Origin of the sequence: Nocardioides sp. NPDC101246, assembly GCF_044767415.1 — a bacterium.
Taxonomy (GTDB): domain Bacteria; phylum Actinomycetota; class Actinomycetes; order Propionibacteriales; family Nocardioidaceae; genus Nocardioides.
Genome location: NZ_JBIWNX010000005.1, coordinates 311,826 through 334,670, shown reverse-complemented (window position 1 = coordinate 334,670; position 22,845 = coordinate 311,826). Strand labels below are relative to the sequence as shown.

Genomic DNA, 22,845 nt, shown 5'->3' with positions numbered 1-22,845 from the left:
CACCGTTCGGACGGCCCTGAGCCGTTCCGACCTTGGAGGCGGGGCTCGCCAGAGCCCCGCCTCTCCCCATGTACCTGGACACGATTCCCCCCGGACGACACCCCATAACGGTGCTCCGGCCGATCCCAATGAAGGTGAGACCCACCGATGGTCGCCTACATCATCCGGCGCGTGATCGTCGGTTTGCTCATGCTGGTGGCGATGAGCTTCATCGTCTTCGCACTGTTCATGAAGAACCCGGTCGACCCGGCGCAGTTCTCGTGCGGTAAGAACTGCCCCCCGGAGCGCATCGAGGAGACCCGCCAGGCCCTCGGCTACGACCAGCCGCTGCTGGTCCAGTGGGGCAACTTCGCCAAGGGCGTCGTCGTCGGCCGCGAGTACCCCGCCGACGAGGCGATGCGCGAGGCCAACCCCGAGCTGGTCACCGAGTGCGCGGCGCCCTGCCTGGGCTTCTCCCAGCAGCTGCAGATGACGGTCAACGAGGAGATCGCGGAGGCAGCCCCCATCTCGATCTCGATCGCCCTGGTCGCGGTCACCATCTGGGTCGTCTTCGGCGTTCTGTTCGGAGTGCTCGCAGCGGTCTTCAAGGGGACCCTCGTGGACCGCGGAGTCGTCGGAGCCACGCTGTCCCTCTACGCGTTCCCGACCTTCTTCGTGGGTGCCTTGCTGATCAACTTCGTAGCCATCAAATGGGGGATCTTTCCCGCACCGGGATACGTGCCGATCGCTGAAGGTGGCGTCGGGCAATGGCTGGTCCAGCTCATGCTCCCCGGGTTCACCCTCGCGGCGGTCTACATGGCGGGCTACGTACGCATGACCCGGGCGTTCGTCCTCGAGTCGATGAGCGAGGACTACATCCGCACCGCGAAGTCCAAGGGCCTCAAGGGTGGCAAGGTGCTGTTCAAGCACGCTCTGCGCGCCGCGCTGACCCCGCTGGTGACGATGTTCGGCCTCGACGTCGCTGCCGTCCTCGGCGGCGCGATCATCACCGAGGACGTCTTCAACTACTACGGTCTCGGAAAGCTCGCGGTGACCGCGAACGAGACCTACGACCTTCCCACCATCGTGGGCCTGGTGCTGCTTCTCGGCGCTCTGGTGATCATCGCCAACATCGTCGTCGACGTCCTGTACGCCTTCATCGACCCGCGCGTGCGCGTCGCCTGACCCGGGAGTTGATCCATGACTGACCTCTCCAAGACCCCCGAGACGACGCTGGCCAAGGACGGCGCGTTCCTCTCGGTGCGGGACCTGAAGGTTCACTTCTCCACCTCCGACGGCATCGTCAAGGCGACCGACGGCCTCTCCTTCGACCTCGAGCGTGGCAAGACGCTCGGCATCGTGGGCGAGTCCGGCTCCGGCAAGTCCGTCTCCAGCTCGGCGATCATGGGGCTGCACCGCGGCACCAACGCCATCCTCAGCGGCGAGATCATGCTCGACGGCGTCGACCTGCTCAAGGTGAGCAACGAGGACATGCGCAAGCGTCGCGGCCGCGACGTGGCGATGATCTTCCAGGACCCGCTCTCCGCGATGCATCCCTACTACTCGGTGGGCAACCAGATCATGGAGGCCTACCAGGTCCACAACGACGTGACCAAGAGGGAGGCGCGCAAGCGCGCCATCGAGATGCTCGACCGTGTCGGCATCCCGCAGCCCGACCGTCGCGTGGACGACTACCCGCACCAGTTCTCCGGCGGTATGCGTCAGCGCGCGATGATCGCGATGGGGCTGATCAACAACCCGAGCCTGCTCATCGCCGACGAGCCGACCACGGCTCTCGACGTGACCGTCCAGGCGCAGATCCTCGACCTGCTCCAGGACCTGCAGCGCGACTTCGACGCAGCGGTCATCATCATCACCCACGACCTCGGTGTCGTGGCTGAGATGGCCGATGACGTACTCGTGATGTACGCCGGCCGCGCGGTCGAGTACGGCCCGTGCAAGGAGATCCTCACCAACCCGGAGATGCCCTACACCTGGGGTCTTCTCTCCAGCGTGCCGGATCTGACCGCCTCGACCGAGGCCAAGCTGATCCCGATCCGGGGCAACCCTCCCTCGCTGCTCAACCCGCCGCCGGGATGTGCCTTCGAGCCGCGCTGCGACCACGTGGCGAAGGTGGGTGGCGACCTGTGCAGGACCGTGCTGCCCGAGCTCACCCCTGCCAAGAGCGGTGGCAACCACATCAGGCGCTGCCACATCAAGAATGCCGACGAGGTCTACGAGGCAGAGATCCTGCCCGAGATCGCCCCTGACCTGGTGGAGGACTGATGAGCGACACCACGACTGCCACTGCGGCCTCGGTCGCGCCGGCGAGCACCGAGACGGTGCTCTCGGTCGAGAACCTGAAGATGCACTTCCCGGTCAAGGGCAGCGGCGTGATCCGGCGTACGGTCGGACACGTCAAGGCCGTCGACGGGGTCTCCTTCGAGGTGGCCAAGGGCACCGCCCTGGGCCTCGTCGGTGAGTCGGGCTGTGGCAAGTCCACCACCGGGCGGATGGTGACGCGGCTCTACAAGCCCACTGAAGGATCGATCAACTTCGAGGGCACCGACATCGCCAACTACTCGGGGCGGCAGCTCCACCCGATGCGCCGGGAGATCCAGATGATCTTCCAGGACCCGTCGACCTCGCTGAACCCGCGTCACACCGTCGGCTCGATCATCGGCGCACCGCTCCGGATCCACAACATGGTGCCGAAGAACAAGGTGCTCAGCCGGGTCCAGGAGCTGCTCGAGGTCGTCGGTCTCAACCCGGAGCACTACAACCGTTACCCGCACGAGTTCTCCGGCGGTCAGCGCCAGCGCATCGGCATCGCCCGGGCGCTGACCCTGCAGCCGAAGCTGCTCGTCGCCGACGAGCCGGTCTCCGCGCTCGACGTCTCGATCCAGGCTCAGGTGATCAACCTTCTGCAGGACCTGCAGAAGGAGTTCGACATCTCCTTCCTGTTCATCGCGCACGACCTCGCCATCGTCCGCCACTTCTGCCCCGAGGTCGCGGTGATGTACCTCGGCAAGATCGTGGAGATCGGTGACCGCGAGTCGATCTACGAGCGGGCTCACCACCCCTACACCCAGGCGCTGCTCTCGGCCGTGCCCGACGTGAAGCAGGCCGCCGTCGGCGGTCGACGTGAGCGGATCCGGCTGGAGGGCGACGTACCTTCGCCGATCAACCCGCCCTCGGGCTGCCACTTCCGCACCCGCTGCGCCATCGCCAAGGACATCTGCTCCGTGGTCGAGCCGCCGCTGCTGCAGATCGGCAAGAAGCACAAGGTCGCCTGCCACTTCCCGGGTGAGATCCACCAGCACCCGGAGAAGCCGATCACCGCGCCGCTCCTCGGCGTCGACGAGTTCGGTGCACCGGACCCGGGCGCCAGCCCGGCCGAGGTCCCCGGCGACGGTCCCGGTTACGCCGACACCTGGTACGACCTGGCGAACAACTCGCGGGGTCGCGCCTGAGGATCTCCCGCGTCTCGGCGAGATTACGAAAGACGGTCCGCAGCCTATGGCTGCGGACCGTCTTTGTTTCGTATGTGTCACACGTCACCGTCGGTATCGAACCGTTATCTGTAGTCCCGCCCGAACCGCTGCAACTTGGCATAACTTGATCAGCGCGCCGGCTCGGGGCTGCGCGAAGTGGTCTGTTCTTGGGCGTACCGAGCCTTGGCATCGAACGGAGATCCGAGCGTATGACTGTGTCCGAAGTGTTGATCCAGGGTCCTGACCCCAAGGTCGATCCGGAACCGAGGAATGGCGACGTCGCCGGCCGTTCGCCGATGCGGATCGCCATGGACCGCCTCCTCTCGGACAAGGTCGCGATGATCTGTGCCGGCATCGTGCTGCTCTTCGTCCTGATCGCGATCTTCGCGCCGCTGCTGTGCAAGCTGTTCGGCGTCGAGGTGCGTGCCGGTGACCCGGTGACAGACACCGACTCGTTCAACTACCCCGTGATCGGACCGCCCAACTACGGGTTCACCTGGGAGGCCCCGCTCGGCCTGGAGCCCAACTCCGGCAACGACCTGCTCGCGGAGTGGTTCTACGGCGCGCGTACGTCCCTGCTGGTCGCCACGATCGCCACGGTCGTCTCGACCGTCGTCGGCGTGGTCCTCGGCCTGATCGCGGGCTACAGCCGCGGCTGGGGTGACCGGGTGATCACGTTCGTGATCGACCTCTTCCTCACGCTGCCGTTCCTGCTGGTCGCGATCGCGATCTCGCCGATGCTGGTCGAGCGCTGGCGGGAGAACCCGACGATGCTCGACAACGCCTCGTTGATCGCGCTCATCGTGATCCTCTCGATCTTCGGGTGGATGGGCCTGGCCCGGCTGATCCGCGGTGAGGTGATCTCGCTGCGTGAGCGCGAGTTCATCGAGGCCGCGCACGTCCTCGGGATGCCGACCCACCGGATCCTGTTCAAGGAGCTGCTGCCCAACCTGGTGGCGCCGATCGTCGTCTCGTTCTCGCTGAGCCTGCCGGCCACGATCGCCGCCGAGGCGACGCTGGCCTACCTCGGCGTCGGTGTCACCGGGCGCCCGTCCTGGGGGCAGACGATCCTGCGCGCCCAGAGCTGGTTCGACGAATACCCCCTGTACCTCTACGCGCCGATCGTCGGGATCGTGGTCCTGGTCTTCGCGCTCAACCTGCTCGGAGACGCCATCCGCGACGCCTTCGACCCCAAGTCTTTCCGGTGAGCACGTCGTCGGAGAGAGGCATCAACCATGGAAGGTGGAGACCTACGATGCGATTGAAGAGAACAGTGATCGCCGCCAGTGCGATCGCTGCGCTGACGCTCACCGCGGCTTGTGGTGGCGGGGGCGGCGGTGGCGAGGACCCGGCCGGCGAGTTCAAGGCCGGCGGCGGCGCCGGCGCCGGCAAGGACGCCACGGCCGAGGGGCCGCTGGAGGTCCCGTCCGACGCCAAGATGGGTGGCACGATCACCGTGCTGTCCAACAACGCCCCCCACACCCTCGACCCGACCCGGACCTACTACACCGACTCCGGTGCGATCATGTCCGGCCTGGTGACCCGTTCGCTGACCCAGTACGTCTACGACGAGAAGAGCGGCGACTCCGTTCTCGTCCCCGACCTCGCCACCGACCTCGGTCAGGCCTCCGAGGACGGTCTGACCTGGACCTTCACGCTGAAGGACGGGATCAAGTACGAGGACGGCACCGACGTCACCGCCGAGGACGTCGTCTACGGCATCAAGCGCTCCTTCGCGATCGACACCCTGACCGACGGCCCGACGTACCAGACGACGTTCTTCAAGGACGGCCAGAAGTACAAGGGCCCGTTCGCGGACACCGACGCCGAGCTGAAGAAGCTCCCCGACTACGACGCCAGCGCCGGCTGGTACGGCGGTGAGGACTACGACGGCGTCGAGGCCGACGGCAACAAGGTGATCATCCACCTGGCCCAGCCGTTCCCCGAGCTCGACTACTACGCCTCGTTCCCGGTCTTCTCGCCGATCCCGAAGGCCAAGGACAAGGACCCGCTGGCCTACGAGAGCCACCCGATGGCGACCGGCCCCTACAAGTTCGAGTCCTACAAGCCCGGCACCTCGCTGACGCTGGTCAAGAACGACCAGTGGGACGCCGACTCCGACCCCGGCCGTATCCAGGCCGCCGACGCGTTCGACTTCAAGTTCGCCCAGGACACCGCCAAGCTCGAGAATCAGATCCTCGGTGACAAGGGCGCGGCGCAGGCGATGATGACCTACGACGACGTCACGCCTCCGACCTACAAGTCGATCAAGGAGAGCGCGCCGGACAACCTCATCGAGGGCACCTCGCCGTGCACCTACATGTACCGTCCGGACCAGACCAAGATCACGGACAAGAAGGTCCGCGAGGCGATCAGCTGGGCCTACCCCTACCAGGCTGCCTGGAAGGCCTCCGGCGAGATCGTCGGCGTCACCATCCAGCCCGGCACCTCGCTGCTTCCCCCGGGCACCGCGGGCCGCGTCGAGTACCAGTACCCGAAGGGTCAGGACGGTCAGACCACCGACCCGGAGAAGGCCAAGGCGCTGCTGAAGGAGGCCGGGGCCGAGGGCTTCGAGCTGAAGTGGCACTACCAGCGTGACGACGAGAACTCGGTGGCCAAGAAGGACCAGATGGTCAAGGGCTTCGAGGCGGCCGGCTTCAAGGCGACCCCGGTGGCCTCGACCGACGAGACGTACCGCGACGACGAGAGCAACCTGGACGCTCCGATCAACCTCCGCTACGGCGGCTGGTGCTCCGACTGGCCCTCGGGCGGCTCGTGGTTCCCGGCGCAGTGGATCGGCTCGAACGCCAACAAGCCGGGCATGCCGAACCCGACCAACTTCAAGGAGGCCGACGCCGACGCGAAGCAGGCCGAGATCCTGAAGATGGACGCCGACAAGGTTCCCGCGGCCTGGGGCGAGTTCGACAAGTGGATGCAGGAGACCTACATGGTCGAGATCAACGCCGGCTACGACGCGAACGCCTTCATCAAGGGCTCGCAGGTCGGCGGGGTCGTCAACGACCCGGTCAAGGGCATGCCGAGCTTCTCCATCATGTACCTCAAGTGAGCTGATCCGGCCGGCGTGGGCGCACCCCACGCCGGCCGGACCCACACATAGGACACCGCAACGCCGGGCAAGCGCCCGTGGACAACTTCTAGGAAGCGAGACCTCCGTCCCATGATCGGTTTTGTCGTACGCCGGTTGATCTCGGCAGTGCTCGTGCTGTTCGTGATCTCGGTGGCGGTCGTCGCGCTCTTCACCTATGGCCCGAGCGACCCGGCGGACGCGATGTGCCCTGAGCCCAAGTGCACCGCGGAGCGTCAGGACGCGATCCGGGAGGCGCTCAACCTGGATGCGCCGCTCCATGTTCAGTACACCGAGTACATGACCGGCATCTTCCAGGGCCGCGAGATCGCCTTCGGCTCCGAGTCGTACGACTGCGAGGCCCCGTGCTTCGGGGTCAGCTTCATCTACCGGGTCAACGTCTGGGACGACATCAAGGACCGGATCGGGCCGACGGTCTCGGTCGCGGTCGGGGCCGGCGTCACGATCCTGCTCATCGGCGTGCCCATCGGGATGTTCGCGGCAAGACGCAGAGGGACCTCGGCGGACAAGACCGTGATCGGCGCGACGCTGGTGATCGAGTCGATCCCGTACTACCTGTTCGTCCTGCTCGCCTTCCTCTATCTCGCGGTCAGCGCCGGGATCTTCCCGCAGGAGGGCTATCACCCGCTGACCGACTCACCGCTGAAATGGGCATGGGGCCTGCTGCTGCCCTGGCTCGCCCTCGGCCTGGTCAACTCCTCCAAGTACGCCCGGTTCACCCGCGGGTCGATGATCGAGGCGTTCAACCAGGACTACGTCCGCACGGCGCGCGCCAAGGGCCTTCACGAGCGCCGGATCGTCAACAAGCACGCGCTGCGCGCGGCCGTCGTGCCGATCGTGACGATCTTCGGCATCGACTTCGGGGCGCTGCTGACGGGCACCATCTTCACCGAGCTCATCTTCGGTATCCCGGGCCTGGGTCTGCGGGCGCTCAACGCGGTCAGTCAGAGCGACCTGCCGGTCATCGAGGCGACCACGCTGATCTCCGCCCTCATCATCGTGGTCACCAACCTCCTGGTCGACCTCTTCTACAGCGTGCTCGACCCACGCGTACGCCTCACCTGACCCCACCCCTGTCGGCTGAGTCTGTCGGTGCCGGCCACTAGGGTTGGCGTGTGGATGGGTTGTTCGAGATGGGGGCGAGCGCCTCGCGTGGCGGGTCGCTGAGCCACAGTGACCATGCGGCCGCGCCACTGGCGGTGCGGATGCGGCCGCGTACGCTCGAGGAGCTCGTGGGTCAGAGCTCGCTCAAGGCGTCCGGGTCGCCGCTGCACCAGGTGGTCGAGGGCGGACAGTCGCTCTCGCTGCTGCTGTGGGGGCCGCCGGGTACCGGGAAGACGACCATCGCCTCGATCGTGAGCGGCTCCACCGACCGCCGGTTCGTCGAGGTCTCCGCGGTCTCGGCCGGGGTCAAGGAGGTCCGCGCGGCGATCGACGCGGCCCGCGCCGAGCTGGTCGCCACCGGCAAGGAGACCGTCCTCTTCGTCGACGAGGTCCACCGGTTCAGCAAGGCGCAGCAGGACGCGCTGCTTCCGGGTGTCGAGAACCGCTGGGTCACGCTGGTCGCCGCGACCACGGAGAACCCGTTCTTCTCGGTGATCTCGCCGCTGCTGTCCCGATCCCTGCTGCTGCGGCTGGAGTCGCTGACCGACGACGACATCCGCGGTGTACTCCTGCGGGCGCTCGAGGACGAGCGTGGCCTGGGCGGTGCGGTGACGATCTCCGAGGAGGCACTCGACCATCTCGTACGCCTCGCCGGCGGTGACGCGCGCCGGTCGCTGACCTATCTGGAGGCGGCCGCGGGAGCGGCCACCGAGGGCGAGATCAGCCTCGAGGCTGCCGAACGCGCCGTCGACCAGGCGGCGGTGCGCTACGACCGGCAGGGCGACCAGCACTACGACGTGGTCAGCGCGTTCATCAAGTCGGTGCGCGGGTCGGACGCCGACGCCGCCCTGCACTACCTGGCGCGGATGATCGAGGCGGGGGAGGACCCGCGCTTCATCGCCCGCCGGCTGATGATCCTCGCCTCCGAGGACATCGGCCTGGCCGACTCGACGGCGCTGCAGACCGCGGTCGCCGCGGCGCAGACGGTGCAGCTGATCGGGATGCCGGAGGCGCAGCTCACGCTGGCGCACGCGACGATCGCGCTCGCGGTCGCGCCGAAGTCCAACGCGGTCACCAACGCCATCTTCGCCGCCCGCGCCGACGTCGCGGCAGGGAAGATCGGCAACGTGCCACCGCACCTGCGCGACGCCCACTACGAGGGTGCGAAGAAGATCGGGCACGGGAAGGCGTACAAGTACGCCCACGACGAGCCGTTCGGCATCGCGACGCAGCAGTACGCGCCCGACACGGTCGCCGACGCGGTGTACTACCAGCCGACCACCCACGGAGCCGAGGCCGGAGTGAAGGAACGTTGGGAGCGTGTCCGGAAAATCGTGCGCGGCCAGGATGGATAGGGTAGGCGCACCATGACGAACTCGAGCATGCCCGCGTGGGCGCTGGTGGCGACACTGACGGCGGTGGGGGTCCTGGTCCTCATCTCGCTGGCGGCCGTGCTGCTCGCGCTCGGGGCACGCCGCCGCGCGCGGCGCCGGCTCGAGGAGACGGAGGCCAGCGAGGCCGAGCTGCGCGAGCGGCTCGAGGCGCTGGAGAAGCGGCTGACCCCACCCGAGCCGGTCGGTCGGCGACGGCGCCGGGACCTGGCCGAGAGGGAGTATGTGATCACCTCCCTCGGGGAGGACGGCGAGCCTGCCGAGGTGGAGCAGGTGGTGCAGCGTACGTTGACCGCACCCGCCTTCGCGGACGCCGTGTTCCGGGAGACCGTGGTGCACGGTGTCGCGCTGGTCCACGGGGTGCGCCGGGCGCTCTCGCCCGAGGTGCGGTTCAAGATCCGCTACGAGATGCACCGCGAGGTCAAGCGGGCACGCAAGGACCGGAAGAGCGAGATGCGCGAGGCGCTGCGCGAATACCGTGCGCGCCAGCGCGCGGCAGTTGACGAGGACGTACGTATGGAGGACTCCCGATGAGGGGCGCGATCTGGTTCGTGGTCGGCGCGGGCGCCGGCGTGTACGCGGTGGTCAAGGGGCGGCGGGCCGCCGAGGCGTTCACCGCCGACGGCCTGCGCGACCGTGCCCAGGCGCTCGGGGTCGGCGCGCGGATCTTCCGCGACGAGCTGGCCACCGGCAAGGCCGAGAAGGAGCTCGAGCTGCGCGAGTGGATCGAGGCCAGGACCGCTGGGCCGAAACAGATTGGCGCCAACGGTGCCGGTCAGCAGAAACTTGGATTGAACGGGCCAACCGAGGACCCGAGGCAGAACATGGAAGGCAGTAACCCCTGATGGAGTGGTTGAGCACGGCGGAGATCCGCCGCCGTTTCACGGCGCATTTCGCCGAGAACACGAGTGTCGGCGAGCACACGGTGGTGCCCTCGGCATCGCTCCTGCTCGACGACCCCAACCTGCTCTTCGTCAACGCAGGCATGGTTCCCTTCAAGCCCTACTTCCTGGGTCAGGCCACTCCGCCCTACGACCGGGCGACGTCGGTGCAGAAGTGCATCCGCACGCCCGACATCGAGGAGGTCGGCAAGACCACCCGGCACGGCACATTCTTCGAGATGTGCGGCAACTTCTCCTTCGGTGACTACTTCAAGGAGGGCGCGATCACGCTCGCCTGGGAGCTGGTCACCAAGTCGGTCGCCGACGGTGGCTTCGGCTTCGACGAGTCGGCCCTCTATCCGTCGGTGCTCAACGGCGACGATGAGGCGGTCGCGCTCTGGAAGAAGATCTCCGGCCTGCCCGACGACCGCATCGTCCGGCTGCCCCCGAGCGAGAACTACTGGTCGATGGGCGTGCCCGGGCCGGGTGGTCCGTGCTCGGAGATCCTGATCGACCGGGGCCCGGAGTTCGGTGCCGACCGCGACTGGGACGCCGGTGACCGCTACCTGGAGTTCTGGAACCTCGTCTTCATGCAGGACAACGTCGTCGCGGCGCGGTCCAAGTACGACGTCGACATCGACGGCCCGCTCGCCCAGACCGGCATCGACACCGGCCTCGGCCTCGAGCGCGTCGCCTACCTGATGCAGGGCAAGTCGAACATGTACGAGACCGACGTGGTCTTCCCGGTCATCGAGAAGGCGATGGAGCTGACCGGGAAGAAGTACGGCGCCTCCTATGAGGACGACGTGCGCTTCCGGGTCGTCGCCGACCACGTGCGCTCCTCGCTGATGCTGATCAGCGACGGGGTGACCCCCGGCAACGAGGGCCGCGGCTACGTCCTGCGGCGGCTGATGCGCCGCGCGATCCGCAACATGCGCCTGCTGGGCTACGAGGACCCGGCGATGCCCGAGCTGCTGCCGATCTCCCGCGACAAGATGGGGGAGACCTACACCGACCTGCACACCGGCTGGGACCGGATCAAGCGGGTCGCGGACTCCGAGGAGGAGGCCTTCCGCAAGACGCTCGCGGCCGGCACCCAGATCTTCGACCTGGCCGCGACCGAGGTGAAGTCGAGCGGCTCCACCACGTTCACGGGCGCCAAGGCGTTCCAGCTCCACGACACGTACGGATTCCCGATCGACCTGACCCTCGAGATGGCCGCCGAGGCGGGCCTCGAGGTCGACGAGCCAGGCTTCCGCGGTCTGATGACCGAGCAGCGGGAGCGGGCCAAGGCCGACGCGCGCGCCAAGAAGGGTCAGCACGCCGATGTCTCGGTCTACCGAGGCATCCTGGACAGCAACGGTCCGACCGACTGGCAGGCCTACACGACCCTCGACACCGAGTCGAAGCCGATCGCTCTTCTCAAGGAGGGCAAGCGGGTCGACGTGCTCGGCCCCGATGAGATCGGTGAGATCGTCCTCGACCGCACCCCGTTCTACGCCGAGTCCGGAGGCCAGTCCGCCGACGCGGGCATCATCGAGTTCGACGGCGGCCGGCTCGAGGTCGTCGACGTGCAGCGGCCTGTCAAGGGCCTCGTCGTGCACCAGGTCCGCGTCGTCGACGGTGAGTTCTCTGCGCGTGGACCGGCTGGCGGCCTCGTGCACGCGCAGGTCGACCCCGAGTGGCGTCTCGGAGCTCGCCAGGCCCACTCCGGCACCCACGTGGTGCACGCGGCGCTGCGCGAGGTGCTCGGCCCGACCGCGCTGCAGTCTGGTTCGTACAACCGCCCCGGCTATCTGCGTCTCGACTACGGCTGGACCAAGGGCCTGACCCCTGAGCAGATGCACGAGATCGAAGAGGTCTCGAACAACGCGCTGCGGGCCGACCTGCCGGTCGCCTGGGACTACATGACCCTCCCGCAGGCCAAGGAGTGGGGCGCGATCGCGCTCTTCGGCGAGACCTACGACGACACCAAGGTGCGGGTCGTCGAGATCGGCGGCCCCTGGTCGCGTGAGCTGTGCGGTGGCACGCACGTGGACCACTCCGCTCAGATCGGCACCGTCGTGGTCACCTCGGAGGCCTCCGTCGGCTCCGGCAACCGGCGCATCGAGGCCTACACGGGCGTCGAGGGCTTCAACTACCTCGCCCGCGAGCGCGACGTGGTCTCCGAGCTCAACCTGCTGCTCAAGACGAAGTCCGACGACGTCGTCGGCCGGGTCTCCGACCTGATGGAGCGGCTCAAGGCCGCCGAGAAGGAGATCGCCCGGGCGCGTACGGCACAGCTGCTCGCCTCCGGTGGCTCGATCGCGGCCTCCGCGGTCGACGTCAACGGCGTCCAGCTCGTCGCCCAGCGGGTCCCGGGGGTGGGCGGCGGCGACGCTCGCACGCTCGCCCAGGACGTACGCTCCCGGCTCGGTGAGGCTCCGGCGGCCGTCGTGCTCGTCGGCGACGCTGACGACAAGGTGGCGATCGTGGCCGCGGTCAACCCGGCCGGCATCGCCAGGGGCGTCAAGGCGGGTGACCTGATCAAGGAGCTCGCGCCGGTCGTCGGCGGTCGTGGCGGCGGGAAGCCGGACTTCGCCCAGGGCGGTGGCAGCGACGTCTCCAAGATCGACACCGCGCTCGGAATGGTCGCGACGCTGGTCGCGCAAGCCTGATGCGCCACGGCGTGCGCCTCGGTCTCGATCCTGGCGACGCCCGGATCGGCGTCGCCAGGAGTGACCCCACGGGGTTCCTGGCGACGCCGCTCGAGACGGTCAAGAAGGGCCGCGGAGACCTGGCGCGTCTGCAGGAGATCGTCGCCGAGATCGCCGAGGAGTCGATGATGCTCGAGGTGGTCGTCGGGCTGCCCCGGTCCCTCAAGGGAGGGGAGAACCCGGCGACTGCTAAGGTCCGGGACTTCGCCGCGTCCTTGGCGCGACGAGTGGCTCCGGTCCCGGTACGCCTCGTCGACGAACGACTTACAACCGTTTCCGCGGAGGCTATGCTCCGAGACCGAGGTCGCAAGGGCCAGGACCGCCGAGCCGTGGTGGACATGGCCGCGGCGGTTGTGATCCTGCAACACGCATTGGACAGTGAGCGCGCTTCGGGGACCGCGCCTGGAGAGATCGTTGAGGTCGGTCATTGAGTGAGCGCTACTACCCCCCGGACCCGCGCGACCCACGTCGCCCTGGCCAGGGGTCATATGGTCGCGATCCGCGCGGTGGCCCCCCGCCGCGGCAGCAGCCGCCGCAGGATCCCCGAGACCCGCGCCGGATGCCGCCGCAGATGCCCGGCCAGAGGCAGGGTCAGATGCCGGGTCAGCTGCCGGGTCAGCTGCCTCCGCAGCAGGGCCAGCCGGGCCGACGCCCGGGGCCGCGTCCGGTGCCCGGTGCCGGGACACCCCCGCCGGGCTACGGCCGGCAGGAGCCGCCGCAGCGTCCGGGCGGCTACGGCGGGCCGACCTATCAGCAGCAGCCGGCGTTCTTCGAGGATGGCCCCGCAGATCACGATCCCTACTTCGACGAGAAGCCGCCCAAGCGCAAGCGACGCTTCGGTGGCTGCCTAGCCGTCCTGGTGGCCATGGCGGTGGTCCTCGGCGGGTTCTACTTCGTGGGGGACCGGGCGATCGACTACGTCAGGGACATGGTCGCCCCTCCGGCCGACTACGCCGGTCCCGGCACCGACCCCGTCTCCTTCGAGGTGCACGAGGGTGACTCGGTCTCGGCGGTCGGGCGCAGCCTGAAGGAGGTCGGCGTGGTGAAGTCCGTCGACGCCTTCATCGAGGCGGCCAACGCCGAGGGGCTGACCGTCCAGGTCGGCTTCTACCCGCTGAAGAAGCAGATGAAGGCCGCCGACGCCGTCGAGATCCTCGCCAACCCGGAGAACATCGACACGGTCAACGTCACCATCACCGAGGGGTCGCGTGCCAAGGCGATCTACAAGGTGCTCGCCGAGAAGACCGGGAAGAAGCCGGCCGACTTCAAGAAGGCCGCCCAGGACACCGAGGCGATCGGTCTGCCCGACTACGCCGAGGGCAACGTCGAGGGTTACCTGTTCCCGGCGACGTACGCCTTCCCGCCCGACGCGACGCCGACCGAGATGCTGGCGATGATGGTCGACCGGTGGGAGCAGGCGCTCGGCGACAACGACATCGAGGCGCGCGCCAAGCAGCTCAAGTGCGGCGGCGGCAAGGCATGTACACCGGAGCAGATCATGACCGTTGCCTCGCTCGTCGAGGCCGAGGGGCGCGGCGACGACATGGCCAAGATCGCCCGGGTGATCTACAACCGTGTCGAGAACCCCGGCACGGCCGGCCAGGCGGGCTTCCTGCAGATCGACGCGACGGTCAACTACGCGCTCGGGAAGTCTGGAAGCACCGAGCTCGGTGGCGTCGACGTGCAGTCCGTCGACTCGCCTTACAACACCTACACCAACAAGGGCTTGCCTCCGGGGCCGATCGGAGCGCCGGGTGACGACGCGATCCAGGCCGCGCTCAATCCGGCGGACGGTGACTGGTACTACTACGTGACCGTCAACCTGAAGACCGGTGAGACGAAGTTCGCCAAGAACTACGACCAGTTCCTGAAGTTCAAGGCCGAGTACAAGGACTACTGCGCAACCGAGTCCAAGAGCTGCTGAGGGGAAGACCTGAGTGAAGTGTGCTGTCCTGGGTGATCCGATCGATCACTCGCTCTCGCCGACCCTCCACCAAGCCGCGTACGCAGAGCTGGAGATGCCCGACTGGTCCTACACCTCCACGCGGGTGGCTGCCGGCGGTCTGGCTTCCTATGTCGCCGACCTCGGCGGCGACTGGCCGCCCAGCCGGTGGCGTGGGCTGTCGGTGACGATGCCGCTCAAGCGGGAGGCGTACGAGCTGGCTCGGTCGATCTCGCCGCGGGCGCGGCTCGTGGGGGCGGTCAACACCCTGGTGCGCTCCTCGCACGGCTGGGTGGGGGACAACACCGACCTGCCCGGCGCGGTCGCGGCGATCCGGGAGCGGGCCGGTGACGGGTTCTCCTGCTCGCACGGTGTCGTTCTGGGTGCCGGTGCCACGGCGGCCTCGACCGGGCTCGCGCTCGCCGAGCTGGGTGCCTCGCGGATCACGCTGCTGGCCCGGAACCCGGGCACGGCGGGGGAGACGATCGAGATGATCTCGCGTCACCGTAGCAAGCCGGTCGTCTCGGTGCTGCCGCTGGAGGCGGCTGGCCCGGAATCGGTGACCAGTGGCGCGGACGTGGTCGTCTCCACCGTTCCCGCGAAGGCGCAGACCCCGCAGCTCGTCGACCGCTGGGCGTCGACGCCGGTCGTCTTCGACGTCGTCTACGACCCGTGGCCCTCGCCGCTGCTCTCGGTCACGCCCGGCGTGGCCGTCAGTGGCCTGGACCTGCTCGTGCACCAGGCGGTGCTGCAGTTCGAGCTCTTCACCGGCCGTCCGGCGCCGCTGGCCGCCATGCGGGCAGCAGGGGAGAAGGCGCTGGCCAGTAGAGAGTCCAGCGCGGAGCCCATCTCGGTATGAGCTCCGGGGCGGTCGTGCTGGTGAGTGCGGCCGTCGCCGGTCTGCTCGCTCTCGGCGTGCCGGCACTGCTTCGCCGTCTCCCCGAGCCGGTCGACGACCCACCGGCGCTCTCCTATGCCACCGTGGCCGGCTGGGCGCCGCTCCTACCTCTGGCGGTAGCCGTCTCCGGTGTGCTCGCCGGGCTGCTCGCCTGGTGGGTGGAGCCCTCACGGCTGATGGTGGCGCTGGTGCCGCTGCTACCGCTGTGCGTGCTGCTCGCCTACGTCGACTGGCGCGTCCAGCGGCTGCCGAAGGTGCCGATCCTGGTGGCCACCGCGGTCGGGCTCGGCCTGCTCGTCGCCGAGTGGTTCTGGACCCGCGACACGCAGGCGGCCCTCGGTGCCCTTGCCGGGCTGGTGATCGCGCGCTCGGTGTTCTGGCTGCTGTGGCGGATGGTGCCGCACGCGATGGGCTTCGGCGACGTACGTCTCGCAGCGCTCGTCGGCCTGGTCCTCGGCCGCCTCGGCTGGGAGTCGCTGGCGGTCGGGCTCTGGGCCGGGCTGGCGATCTTCGGCGTCTGGGGCATCGGACGCGCCGTCGCGCAGCGCTCACGCACGGCGATGCGCGAGCCCCTCGCGTACGGGCCGTTCATGATTCTGGGCATGCTCGTGGGTGCGCTCACCGTCTCGCTTTGAGCCCGGGTGCACAGGGTTGCGTGACGGGGATGAAAGACTGGCGTCATGTTGCGTTGGCTCACTGCGGGCGAGTCCCATGGTCCGTCCTTGACGGCCGTGATGGAGGGTCTGCCCGCCCACGTCCGGATCACCTCTGACGACATCGCTGATGCCCTGGCTCGGCGCCGGCTCGGCTATGGCCGCGGTGCCCGGATGAAGTTCGAGAAGGACCAGGTGCGGATCACCGGCGGCGTACGCCATGGGGAGAGCCAAGGCGGTCCGGTCGCGATCGAGGTCGGCAACACCGAGTGGCCCAAGTGGGAGACCGTGATGGCCTCCGACCCGGTCGAGCCCGAGGTGCTCGAGAAGCAGGCGCGCAACGCGCCGCTGACCCGGCCTCGGCCCGGTCACGCCGACCTGGTCGGGATGCAGAAGTACGACTTCGACGACGCCCGCCCGATCCTGGAGCGTGCCTCGGCCCGCGAGACCGCGGCCCGGGTCGCGCTCGGCGCGGTCGCCTCGGCCTTCCTCGAGCAGGCGCTCGGCGTCCGGCTGGTCTCGCACGTCCTGGAGATCGGCGGAGTCCGTACGCCGAGCCACGAGGTGCCCTCGCCCGAGGATGTCTCCCGGCTCGATGAGGACCCGGTGCGCGTCCTCGACCCCGACGGCTCCAAGCAGATGGTCGCCCGGATCGACGAGGCCCACAAGGAGGGCGACACCCTCGGCGGCGTCGTCGAGGTCGTCGTCCACGGCCTGCCGCCGGGCCTCGGCTCCCACGTGCACTGGGACCGGCGCTTGGACGCGCGCCTGGCCGGTGCGCTGATGGGCATCCAGGCGATCAAGGGTGTCGAGGTCGGTGACGGCTTCGAGCTCGCCGCGACCCCGGGCTCCAAGGCCCACGACGAGATCGTTCCCTCCGCCGACGGGATCCGCCGCGCCTCCGGGCGTTCCGGTGGCACCGAGGGCGGCATGTCGACCGGCGAGATCCTGCGGGTGCGCGCCGCGATGAAGCCGATCGCGACCGTGCCGCGAGCGCTGCGCACCATCGACGTGGCCACCGGGGAGGAGGCGGTCGCGCACCACCAGCGCTCCGACGTCTGCGCCGTGCCCGCCGCCGGTGTGGTCGCCGAGGCGATGGTCGCGCTCGTGCTGGCCGAGGCGGCGCTGGAGAAGTTCGGCGGCGACTCGGTCGCCGAGACGGCGCGCAACGCCAAGGCCTACCTCGAGAACCTGAGGTACTCGTGATGCCGGCTGTCGTGCTCGTCGGCCCGATGGGCGCGGGCAAGTCGACCGTCGGGGCGCTGCTCGCCTCCCGTTTGGGCGTTGCGCTGCGTGACACCGATGAGGACATCGCCGCGGCCGCCGGCAAGAGCGTGCAGGACATCTTCGTCGACGAGGGCGAGGCTCATTTCCGCGCGGTCGAGGCTGACGCCGTCGCCGCCGCGCTCGCCGAGCACGACGGGGTCGTCTCCCTCGGCGGAGGCTCCGTCCTGGCTGAGCAGACCCAGATCCTGCTCAAGGAGCACACCGTCGTCTACCTGCGGGTCGGGGTCGCGGATGCGGTCAAGCGGGTCGGGCTCGGCTCGGGCCGTCCGATGCTGCTCGGCAACGTACGCGGCCGCATCAAGACGCTCCTGGAGGAGCGCGCACCGATCTACGAGTCGGTCGCGACCCTGGTCGTCGACACCGACGGCCGCTCGGCCGACGACGTCGCCGCCGAGCTCGCCACCGCCCTCACCGCGCTGAACACCACGGAGTAGAAGTGACTGACCCCGCAAGCACCGTCATCAGGGTCGAGAGCGCCGCGGCGTACGACGTCGTCATCGGCTCCGGCCTCGCCGGCCGGCTCCAGGGGCTCCTGGGCACCAGCGTCCAGCGGGTGGCGTTCCTCTACGCCGCCGAGCTGGCCGAGTACGCCGAGCCGGTGCTCGAGGAGCTGCTGAAGCACTACGACGTCCTCGGCCTCGGGCTGCCCAGCGGCGAGGACCAGAAGACGGTCGCGGTCGCCAACGACTGCTGGGAGGCGCTGGGGGAGAGGGGCTTCACCCGCTCCGACGCCGTCGTCACCTTCGGTGGCGGTGCGACCACCGACCTCGGCGGGTTCGTCGCGGCCGGCTGGCTGCGCGGCGTACGCGTGGTGCACGTGCCCACCACGGTGCTCGCCATGGTCGACGCCGCGGTCGGCGGCAAGACCGGCGTGAACACCGGTGCCGGGAAGAACCTCGTCGGTGCCTTCCACGAGCCCGCCGGTGTCCTGTGCGACCTCGCGCTGCTCCAGACCCTGCCGGAGGCCGACCTGATCGCCGGGCTCGGCGAGGTCGTCAAGTGCGGCTTCATCGCCGACCCCGAGATCCTGCGTCTGGTCGACGAGACCGACAAGATCACCGCCGACTCGCCGGTTCTCGCTGAGCTGGTCGAGCGCGCGATCCGGGTCAAGGCCGAGGTCGTCGCCGCCGACCTGAAGGAGACCGGCGGCGCCGACGGCCACCCCGGCCGCGAGACCCTCAACTACGGCCACACGCTCGCGCACGCGCTCGAGAAGCACTCCGGCTTCTCGATCCGCCACGGTGACGCGGTCGCGGTCGGCTGCGTGTACGCCGCCGAGCTCGCCCGCCTCGCCGGCGTACTCTCCGACGACGTCGCGGCTCGGCACGCGCCGGCCTTCGCGAAGGTCGGCCTCCCGACCACCATCAAGGAGCTGGGCGTCGAGGCCGGCTTCGACGACCTCATCGGTGCCATGCGCGTCGACAAGAAGACCCGTGGCTCCGTCCTCCGGTTCCTCGTCATCCACGACCTCGCCGACCCCCGCATCCTCACCGGGCCGACCGAGGAGCAGCTGCGGGAGGCGTACGCGGTCGTCGGCGGGTAGCGCAAAGCGACGGCGCCGGCTATGACAGGGGATCCGACCTTGTGAAACGTTCACAAGGTCGGATCCCCTGTTGTAAGGCCATGGGCCAGCCGAGGGATCGGACGGATCTGTGCGCAGCGGCGATCGATGTCACCTAGGGTTCGCGCATGACCCCGCCCGCCGCCACGACAGGAGTTCGAACGGCGATCCCGGTCCCTGTCGTTCTCGCCGCGATCACCGTCTTCATCACCTTGGGTCTCGGGCTACCGTTCAAGTTGATTCCGGTCCTGCTGATCGGCGCGGAGCCCGGCATCAGCCCCGTCGTCGATGGGACCAGCCTGGCGACGATGACGATCGTGGTGGTTGCTCGCAGCATCCTCGAGGTCGTTTCCGCGGCGTTGCTCCTCCGCCGGTCGGCAGCAGCTCGAGCCGTCCTGACTGCTGCATGTATGGCTGGCTTCGTCGTGACGTTCCTGTCGCTGACTCCCGACGTGGACGAGATCGGGGGAGTCGTCGTCCCGACGATGATCTCGGTGGCCGTGATCGTGCTCGTCCACCTGCCCGGGGTGAACCGCTGGTTGGCACCGATGCCGGGGAACCCTCGTGACCTGCGTCGTCCGCCGCAGGTCACCATCGGTGCCTTGATAGCGCTGGCTTGGTCGCTTCCCCTCCTGGTCGTGGCGGTCTTCTTCATCGCCAGGGTGGACTGGTCCTACGAGGCGGCACAGCCGTGGTTCGCCTTGCTCGTCCCGGGTCTCATCGGCGGCGACATCGCGCTGCTCCTCGGCCTGGAGATGGTCGCGCTCTCCTTGCCGGCCTTCGTCGCCGCGCTGGCCTGCTTTCGGCGGGTGGGGCCGGCGCCTGCACTGCTGGTGTTGTCCGCAGCCGTCGCCATCGGTTACGTGCGCCACGCTGCAGGATCCGTGGCGCCGTCAGACCCGCTCGTCGCGACGATCCTCGGGATAGTGGCGCTGGCCGCGCTGGCGTCGGTGGCGCTGCTTCACTCCCGCCCGGTCCTGGCGTGGCTCTCCGGTGGATCGGACGCGCCCGCGGACGAGGTAGCAGAAGCCTCCTGATACGGGTGCGAGTGCCGCGGGTGGTGAGCGGCGTACCAAGGCTCTTGGCTCCTGCTCACTCCCCGGACCAGCGGGCGATGTCCTCGTCGGTGACCTCGACCGGGCCGGCGACGCGCTGGGTGGCGCGGATGTGGTTGCCGAAGGGGTCGCGGAAGGCGCAGTCGATGCCGTAGGGCTGCTTGGTCGGCTTGTCGGTGAACTCGACACCCTGGGCGGAGAGGTCGTCGTAGAGCTTGTGGCAGTCGTCGGTGTTGAAGATGACCACGGCACCCATGGCGCCCTTGGTGACCAGGTCGCGCAGCTGGGCGGCGGTCTCGTCGCTGTGCGCGGGGGAGCCGCCGGGGACCTCCAGCAGCAGCTGGTGGTCGGGGTCGCCGGGAAGGTGGATGGTGAGCCAGCGCATGAAGCCCATGTCGACGTCGCTGCCGACCTCGAGCCCGAGCTTGCCGACGTAGAAGTCGAGCGCCTCGTCCTGGTCGAGCACGTAGATTCCGGTGATGTTGATGTTGGTCAGCACGTGACCAGTCTGCGTGCCGCGAACGCCAGGCGCTTCTCCGAAACTGCTCAGCTCGCCGGCCGCATCCAGGCACGGGCCACACACCCGGGCACGGCCGGACTGTCGGCCCGGGCGCGGTAGTCGCTCGGGGAGGTGCCGACGATGTCGCGGAACGTACGGCTGAAGGTGCCGAGGCTGGTGAAACCGACCCTGAGCGCGACGTCGGTGACCGGGGTCGCGGTGTCGCGCAGCAGCGCCATCGACCGCTCGATCCGGCGGCGTTGCAGGTAATGGTGCGGCGTCTCGCCGAAGACCGCCTTGAACCGGCGGCTGAAGTGCGCGGGGGAGACGTACGCGACTCGGGCGATCGCGGCGACGTCGAGCGGCTCGGCGTAGTGCCGGTCCATGGCATCACGCGCCCGCAGCAGGCGACGGTTCTCGTCCTCGCGCGGCGTCATGTGCCCGAGCCTAGGCCGAGTCGGCTCGTCATGACGAGCCGACTCGGCAGGGCTTCTAGCAGGTCACAGACCCATGTCCTTGGCGATGATCAGCTTCATGACCTCGGAGGTGCCGCCGTAGATGCGGTTGACGCGGTTGTCGGCGTAGAGGCGGGCGATCGGGTACTCGTTCATGTAGCCGTAGCCGCCGTGGAGCTGGAGGCAGCGGTCGATGACCCGGTGGGCGACCTCGGTGCAGAACAGCTTGGCCGAAGCGGCCTCCGCAGCGGTGAGGGTGCCGGCATCCTCGGCCTCGATCGCGCGGTCGACCACGGCCTCGGCGGCGTCGACCTCGGCCTTGCACGCGGCCAGCTCGAACTTGGTGTTCTGGAAGGAGGCGACGGTGGTGCCGAAGACCTTGCGGTCGTGGACGTACGCCTTGGCGAACTCGACGGCGGCCGCGGCCTGGGCGTAGGCGCCGACAGCGATGCCGAGGCGCTCGACGGGGAGGTTCTGGCCGAGGTAGGAGAAGCCCTTGCCGACCTCGCCGAGGACGTCCTCGACCGGGACGTGCACGTCGGTGAAGGAGAGCTCGGCGGTGTCGGAGACCTTGAGGCCGAGCTTGTCGAGCTTGCGGCCGACCTCATAGCCCGGCAGCGAGGTGTCGACGGCGAGCAGGGTGATCCCGCCACGCCGGTCGTCGGCGGAGGCCGGTGCGGTGCGGGCGCAGACGATCACCCGGTCGGCGTTGACGCCGCCGGTGATGAAGGTCTTGGCGCCGTTGAGGACGTAGTGCTTGCCGTCCTCGGTGAGCTTCGCCGAGGTGAGCATGCCGGCGAGGTCGGAGCCGGTGCCCGGCTCGGTCATCGCGATCGCCCACATCTCCTCACCGGCGACGAAGCCGGGCATCCAGCGCTCCATCTGCTCCTTCGTGCCGAGCTTGAGCAGGTAGGGCAGGCAGAGGCCGACGTGGGTGCTCGAGCCGCCGAAGGAGACCCCGGCGCGGGCGAGCTCCTCGGTGATGACGGCGGAGTACTTGAACGACTCGATCCCGGCGCCGCCGTACTCCTCGGGCACCTGGATGCCCCACACCCCGAGCTCACCGAGCTTGAGGTAGAAGTCGTGGGGAACGATCCCGGCCGAGTACCACTCCTCGTAGACGGGAGTGACCTCCTTCTCGATGAACGAGCGGATGGTCTCGCGGAAGGACTGGTGGTCCTCGGTGTAGATGGTGCGGCGCATGACGGTGCTATCTCCTCGAGTGCAACTTGTAGGGGTCAGGGGCGGACGCCGACGACGCGGAGCGCCAGGTCGGCATAGAAGTCGGCGAGGGCATCGGGGGTCCAGGAGCCGTCGTCGCGGTACCACCGGGCCAGGTCGATGCCGAGGGAGAGCAGGGCGGTCGCGGCCTTGGCGGGGTCGGGGGTGTCGAAGTCGCCGCTGCGTACGCCTTCCTCGACGACCTCGCGCATGACGGTGTCGATGGCGCGGCGCAGTCCGGCGATCTCGCGGAAGTGCTCCTCGGTCAGCGCGGCGAGCTCGTAGTTGATGACCCGGGCCGTCGTGTGGGAGCGCGCGTGGAAGAGGACATAGGTCCGTACGGCGGCCGCGACCCGCTCGGCGGGCGTGGCGTCGGTGCGGGTCGCTTCGATGACCGCCTCGAGGATCACCTCGTGGCCGCGCACCGCGATCGCGTGCAGGAGCTCCTCCTTGGAGCGGTGGTGGACGTAGACCGCGGCCGGGCTCAACCCGGCCGCCGTGGCGATGTCGCGGGTGCTGGTGCCGTGGAACCCCTTGGCGGAGAAGGCCTGGACCGCCGCATCGAGCAGACGGGCACGGCTACGGTCGCCGCGCGCCTGGGTGCTGGTGCGGAGCTCGTTCAT

Annotated in this window: 22 protein-coding genes; 18 read left to right on the top strand and 4 right to left on the bottom strand. The window is 68.8% G+C overall.

Annotation, left to right across the window (positions count from 1 at the left end; translation table 11 throughout):
- The first annotated feature begins 147 nt into the window (after positions 1-147).
- From ACIRON_RS11705 to ACIRON_RS11620, 18 genes are all read left to right on the top strand, one after another.
- Positions 148-1,164 (top strand): ABC transporter permease, encoded by a 1,017-nt coding sequence (locus ACIRON_RS11705; RefSeq protein ID WP_402992473.1) that lies wholly within the window; start codon positions 148-150, stop codon positions 1,162-1,164.
- 15 nt (positions 1,165-1,179) lie between these two features.
- On the top strand, positions 1,180-2,265 hold the full coding sequence (locus ACIRON_RS11700; RefSeq protein WP_091041265.1) for an ABC transporter ATP-binding protein: 1,086 nt from the start codon (positions 1,180-1,182) through the stop codon (positions 2,263-2,265).
- Positions 2,265-3,452, top strand: coding sequence for an ABC transporter ATP-binding protein (locus tag ACIRON_RS11695; protein WP_402992472.1), 1,188 nt, complete (start codon positions 2,265-2,267; stop codon positions 3,450-3,452). Before ACIRON_RS11700 ends, ACIRON_RS11695 begins: the two co-directional genes overlap by 1 nt.
- A gap of 230 nt (positions 3,453-3,682) precedes the next feature.
- Positions 3,683-4,681, top strand: coding sequence for an ABC transporter permease (locus tag ACIRON_RS11690; RefSeq protein ID WP_402992471.1), 999 nt, complete (start codon positions 3,683-3,685; stop codon positions 4,679-4,681).
- A gap of 47 nt (positions 4,682-4,728) precedes the next feature.
- Positions 4,729-6,540, top strand: coding sequence for an ABC transporter substrate-binding protein (locus ACIRON_RS11685; protein ID WP_402992470.1), 1,812 nt, complete (start codon positions 4,729-4,731; stop codon positions 6,538-6,540).
- A 111-nt stretch (positions 6,541-6,651) separates the two neighbouring features.
- Complete coding sequence (locus tag ACIRON_RS11680; RefSeq protein WP_402992469.1) at positions 6,652-7,644, top strand: ABC transporter permease; 993 nt, start codon at positions 6,652-6,654, stop codon at positions 7,642-7,644.
- 68 nt (positions 7,645-7,712) lie between these two features.
- Positions 7,713-9,038 carry a replication-associated recombination protein A gene (locus ACIRON_RS11675; protein WP_402992557.1) on the top strand — a complete coding sequence of 442 codons (1,326 nt, stop codon included), beginning with the start codon at positions 7,713-7,715 and terminating at the stop codon, positions 9,036-9,038.
- Positions 9,039-9,050: 12 nt separating this feature from the next.
- On the top strand, positions 9,051-9,608 hold the full coding sequence (locus ACIRON_RS11670) for a hypothetical protein (RefSeq protein ID WP_402992468.1): 558 nt from the start codon (positions 9,051-9,053) through the stop codon (positions 9,606-9,608).
- Positions 9,605-9,919: a DUF6167 family protein gene (locus ACIRON_RS11665; RefSeq protein ID WP_402992467.1), complete on the top strand. Its 315-nt coding sequence runs from the start codon at positions 9,605-9,607 to the stop codon at positions 9,917-9,919. Before ACIRON_RS11670 ends, ACIRON_RS11665 begins: the two co-directional genes overlap by 4 nt.
- A gap of 8 nt (positions 9,920-9,927) precedes the next feature.
- A complete protein-coding gene (gene alaS, locus ACIRON_RS11660) occupies positions 9,928-12,612 on the top strand; it encodes an alanine--tRNA ligase (RefSeq protein ID WP_402992556.1) in 2,685 nt (894 codons plus the stop codon).
- Positions 12,612-13,082, top strand: a complete 471-nt coding sequence (gene ruvX / locus ACIRON_RS11655) for a Holliday junction resolvase RuvX (RefSeq protein WP_402992466.1) — start codon at positions 12,612-12,614, stop codon at positions 13,080-13,082. The genes alaS and ruvX overlap by 1 nt, the downstream gene beginning before the upstream one ends.
- 164 nt (positions 13,083-13,246) lie before the next feature.
- Complete coding sequence (mltG, locus tag ACIRON_RS11650; RefSeq protein ID WP_402992465.1) at positions 13,247-14,575, top strand: endolytic transglycosylase MltG; 1,329 nt, start codon at positions 13,247-13,249, stop codon at positions 14,573-14,575.
- 13 nt (positions 14,576-14,588) lie between these two features.
- Entirely contained in the window at positions 14,589-15,452 is an 864-nt protein-coding gene (locus ACIRON_RS11645; RefSeq protein ID WP_402992464.1) for a shikimate dehydrogenase, read from the top strand.
- Positions 15,449-16,126 carry a prepilin peptidase gene (locus tag ACIRON_RS11640; RefSeq protein ID WP_402992463.1) on the top strand — a complete coding sequence of 226 codons (678 nt, stop codon included), beginning with the start codon at positions 15,449-15,451 and terminating at the stop codon, positions 16,124-16,126. Before ACIRON_RS11645 ends, ACIRON_RS11640 begins: the two co-directional genes overlap by 4 nt.
- A gap of 45 nt (positions 16,127-16,171) precedes the next feature.
- The gene (aroC, locus tag ACIRON_RS11635; RefSeq protein WP_402992462.1) at positions 16,172-17,350 is read left to right on the top strand and encodes a chorismate synthase; all 1,179 of its coding nucleotides are present in this window, start codon (positions 16,172-16,174) and stop codon (positions 17,348-17,350) included.
- Positions 17,350-17,865 (top strand): shikimate kinase, encoded by a 516-nt coding sequence (locus tag ACIRON_RS11630; RefSeq protein ID WP_091041284.1) that lies wholly within the window; start codon positions 17,350-17,352, stop codon positions 17,863-17,865. The genes aroC and ACIRON_RS11630 overlap by 1 nt, the downstream gene beginning before the upstream one ends.
- 2 nt (positions 17,866-17,867) lie before the next feature.
- Positions 17,868-18,974: a 3-dehydroquinate synthase gene (gene aroB / locus ACIRON_RS11625; RefSeq protein WP_402992461.1), complete on the top strand. Its 1,107-nt coding sequence runs from the start codon at positions 17,868-17,870 to the stop codon at positions 18,972-18,974.
- 146 nt (positions 18,975-19,120) lie between these two features.
- Positions 19,121-20,029 (top strand): hypothetical protein, encoded by a 909-nt coding sequence (locus ACIRON_RS11620; protein WP_402992460.1) that lies wholly within the window; start codon positions 19,121-19,123, stop codon positions 20,027-20,029.
- A gap of 55 nt (positions 20,030-20,084) precedes the next feature.
- Here the strand turns inward: ACIRON_RS11620 and ACIRON_RS11615 are convergent, their stop codons facing one another.
- From ACIRON_RS11615 to ACIRON_RS11600, 4 genes are all read right to left on the bottom strand, one after another.
- Entirely contained in the window at positions 20,085-20,546 is a 462-nt protein-coding gene (locus ACIRON_RS11615) for a VOC family protein (protein WP_402992459.1), read from the bottom strand.
- 47 nt (positions 20,547-20,593) lie between these two features.
- Positions 20,594-20,983, bottom strand: coding sequence for a helix-turn-helix domain-containing protein (locus ACIRON_RS11610; protein WP_402992458.1), 390 nt, complete (start codon positions 20,981-20,983; stop codon positions 20,594-20,596).
- A gap of 63 nt (positions 20,984-21,046) precedes the next feature.
- Complete coding sequence (locus tag ACIRON_RS11605) at positions 21,047-22,204, bottom strand: acyl-CoA dehydrogenase family protein (protein ID WP_091041292.1); 1,158 nt, start codon at positions 22,202-22,204, stop codon at positions 21,047-21,049.
- Positions 22,205-22,239: 35 nt separating this feature from the next.
- Complete coding sequence (locus ACIRON_RS11600; RefSeq protein ID WP_402992457.1) at positions 22,240-22,845, bottom strand: TetR/AcrR family transcriptional regulator; 606 nt, start codon at positions 22,843-22,845, stop codon at positions 22,240-22,242.

What these genes read in the sequence shown, in the direction of transcription:
- ACIRON_RS11705 (WP_402992473.1), top strand. Translation starts at nt 148, where the DNA reads ATGGTCGCCTACATCATCCGGCGCGTGATCGTCGGTTTGCTCATGCTG.
- ACIRON_RS11700 (WP_091041265.1), top strand. Translation starts at nt 1,180, where the DNA reads ATGACTGACCTCTCCAAGACCCCCGAGACGACGCTGGCCAAGGACGGC.
- ACIRON_RS11695 (WP_402992472.1), top strand. Translation starts at nt 2,265, where the DNA reads ATGAGCGACACCACGACTGCCACTGCGGCCTCGGTCGCGCCGGCGAGC.
- ACIRON_RS11690 (WP_402992471.1), top strand. Translation starts at nt 3,683, where the DNA reads ATGACTGTGTCCGAAGTGTTGATCCAGGGTCCTGACCCCAAGGTCGAT.
- ACIRON_RS11685 (WP_402992470.1), top strand. Translation starts at nt 4,729, where the DNA reads ATGCGATTGAAGAGAACAGTGATCGCCGCCAGTGCGATCGCTGCGCTG.
- ACIRON_RS11680 (WP_402992469.1), top strand. Translation starts at nt 6,652, where the DNA reads ATGATCGGTTTTGTCGTACGCCGGTTGATCTCGGCAGTGCTCGTGCTG.
- ACIRON_RS11675 (WP_402992557.1), top strand. Translation starts at nt 7,713, where the DNA reads ATGGGGGCGAGCGCCTCGCGTGGCGGGTCGCTGAGCCACAGTGACCAT.
- ACIRON_RS11670 (WP_402992468.1), top strand. Translation starts at nt 9,051, where the DNA reads ATGACGAACTCGAGCATGCCCGCGTGGGCGCTGGTGGCGACACTGACG.
- ACIRON_RS11665 (WP_402992467.1), top strand. Translation starts at nt 9,605, where the DNA reads ATGAGGGGCGCGATCTGGTTCGTGGTCGGCGCGGGCGCCGGCGTGTAC.
- ruvX (WP_402992466.1), top strand. Translation starts at nt 12,612, where the DNA reads ATGCGCCACGGCGTGCGCCTCGGTCTCGATCCTGGCGACGCCCGGATC.
- mltG (WP_402992465.1), top strand. Translation starts at nt 13,247, where the DNA reads ATGCCGGGTCAGCTGCCGGGTCAGCTGCCTCCGCAGCAGGGCCAGCCG.
- ACIRON_RS11640 (WP_402992463.1), top strand. Translation starts at nt 15,449, where the DNA reads ATGAGCTCCGGGGCGGTCGTGCTGGTGAGTGCGGCCGTCGCCGGTCTG.
- aroC (WP_402992462.1), top strand. Translation starts at nt 16,172, where the DNA reads ATGTTGCGTTGGCTCACTGCGGGCGAGTCCCATGGTCCGTCCTTGACG.
- ACIRON_RS11630 (WP_091041284.1), top strand. Translation starts at nt 17,350, where the DNA reads ATGCCGGCTGTCGTGCTCGTCGGCCCGATGGGCGCGGGCAAGTCGACC.
- ACIRON_RS11620 (WP_402992460.1), top strand. Translation starts at nt 19,121, where the DNA reads ATGACCCCGCCCGCCGCCACGACAGGAGTTCGAACGGCGATCCCGGTC.
- ACIRON_RS11610 (WP_402992458.1), bottom strand. Translation starts at nt 20,983, where the DNA reads ATGACGCCGCGCGAGGACGAGAACCGTCGCCTGCTGCGGGCGCGTGAT.
- ACIRON_RS11605 (WP_091041292.1), bottom strand. Translation starts at nt 22,204, where the DNA reads ATGCGCCGCACCATCTACACCGAGGACCACCAGTCCTTCCGCGAGACC.
- ACIRON_RS11600 (WP_402992457.1), bottom strand. Translation starts at nt 22,845, where the DNA reads ATGAACGAGCTCCGCACCAGCACCCAGGCGCGCGGCGACCGTAGCCGT.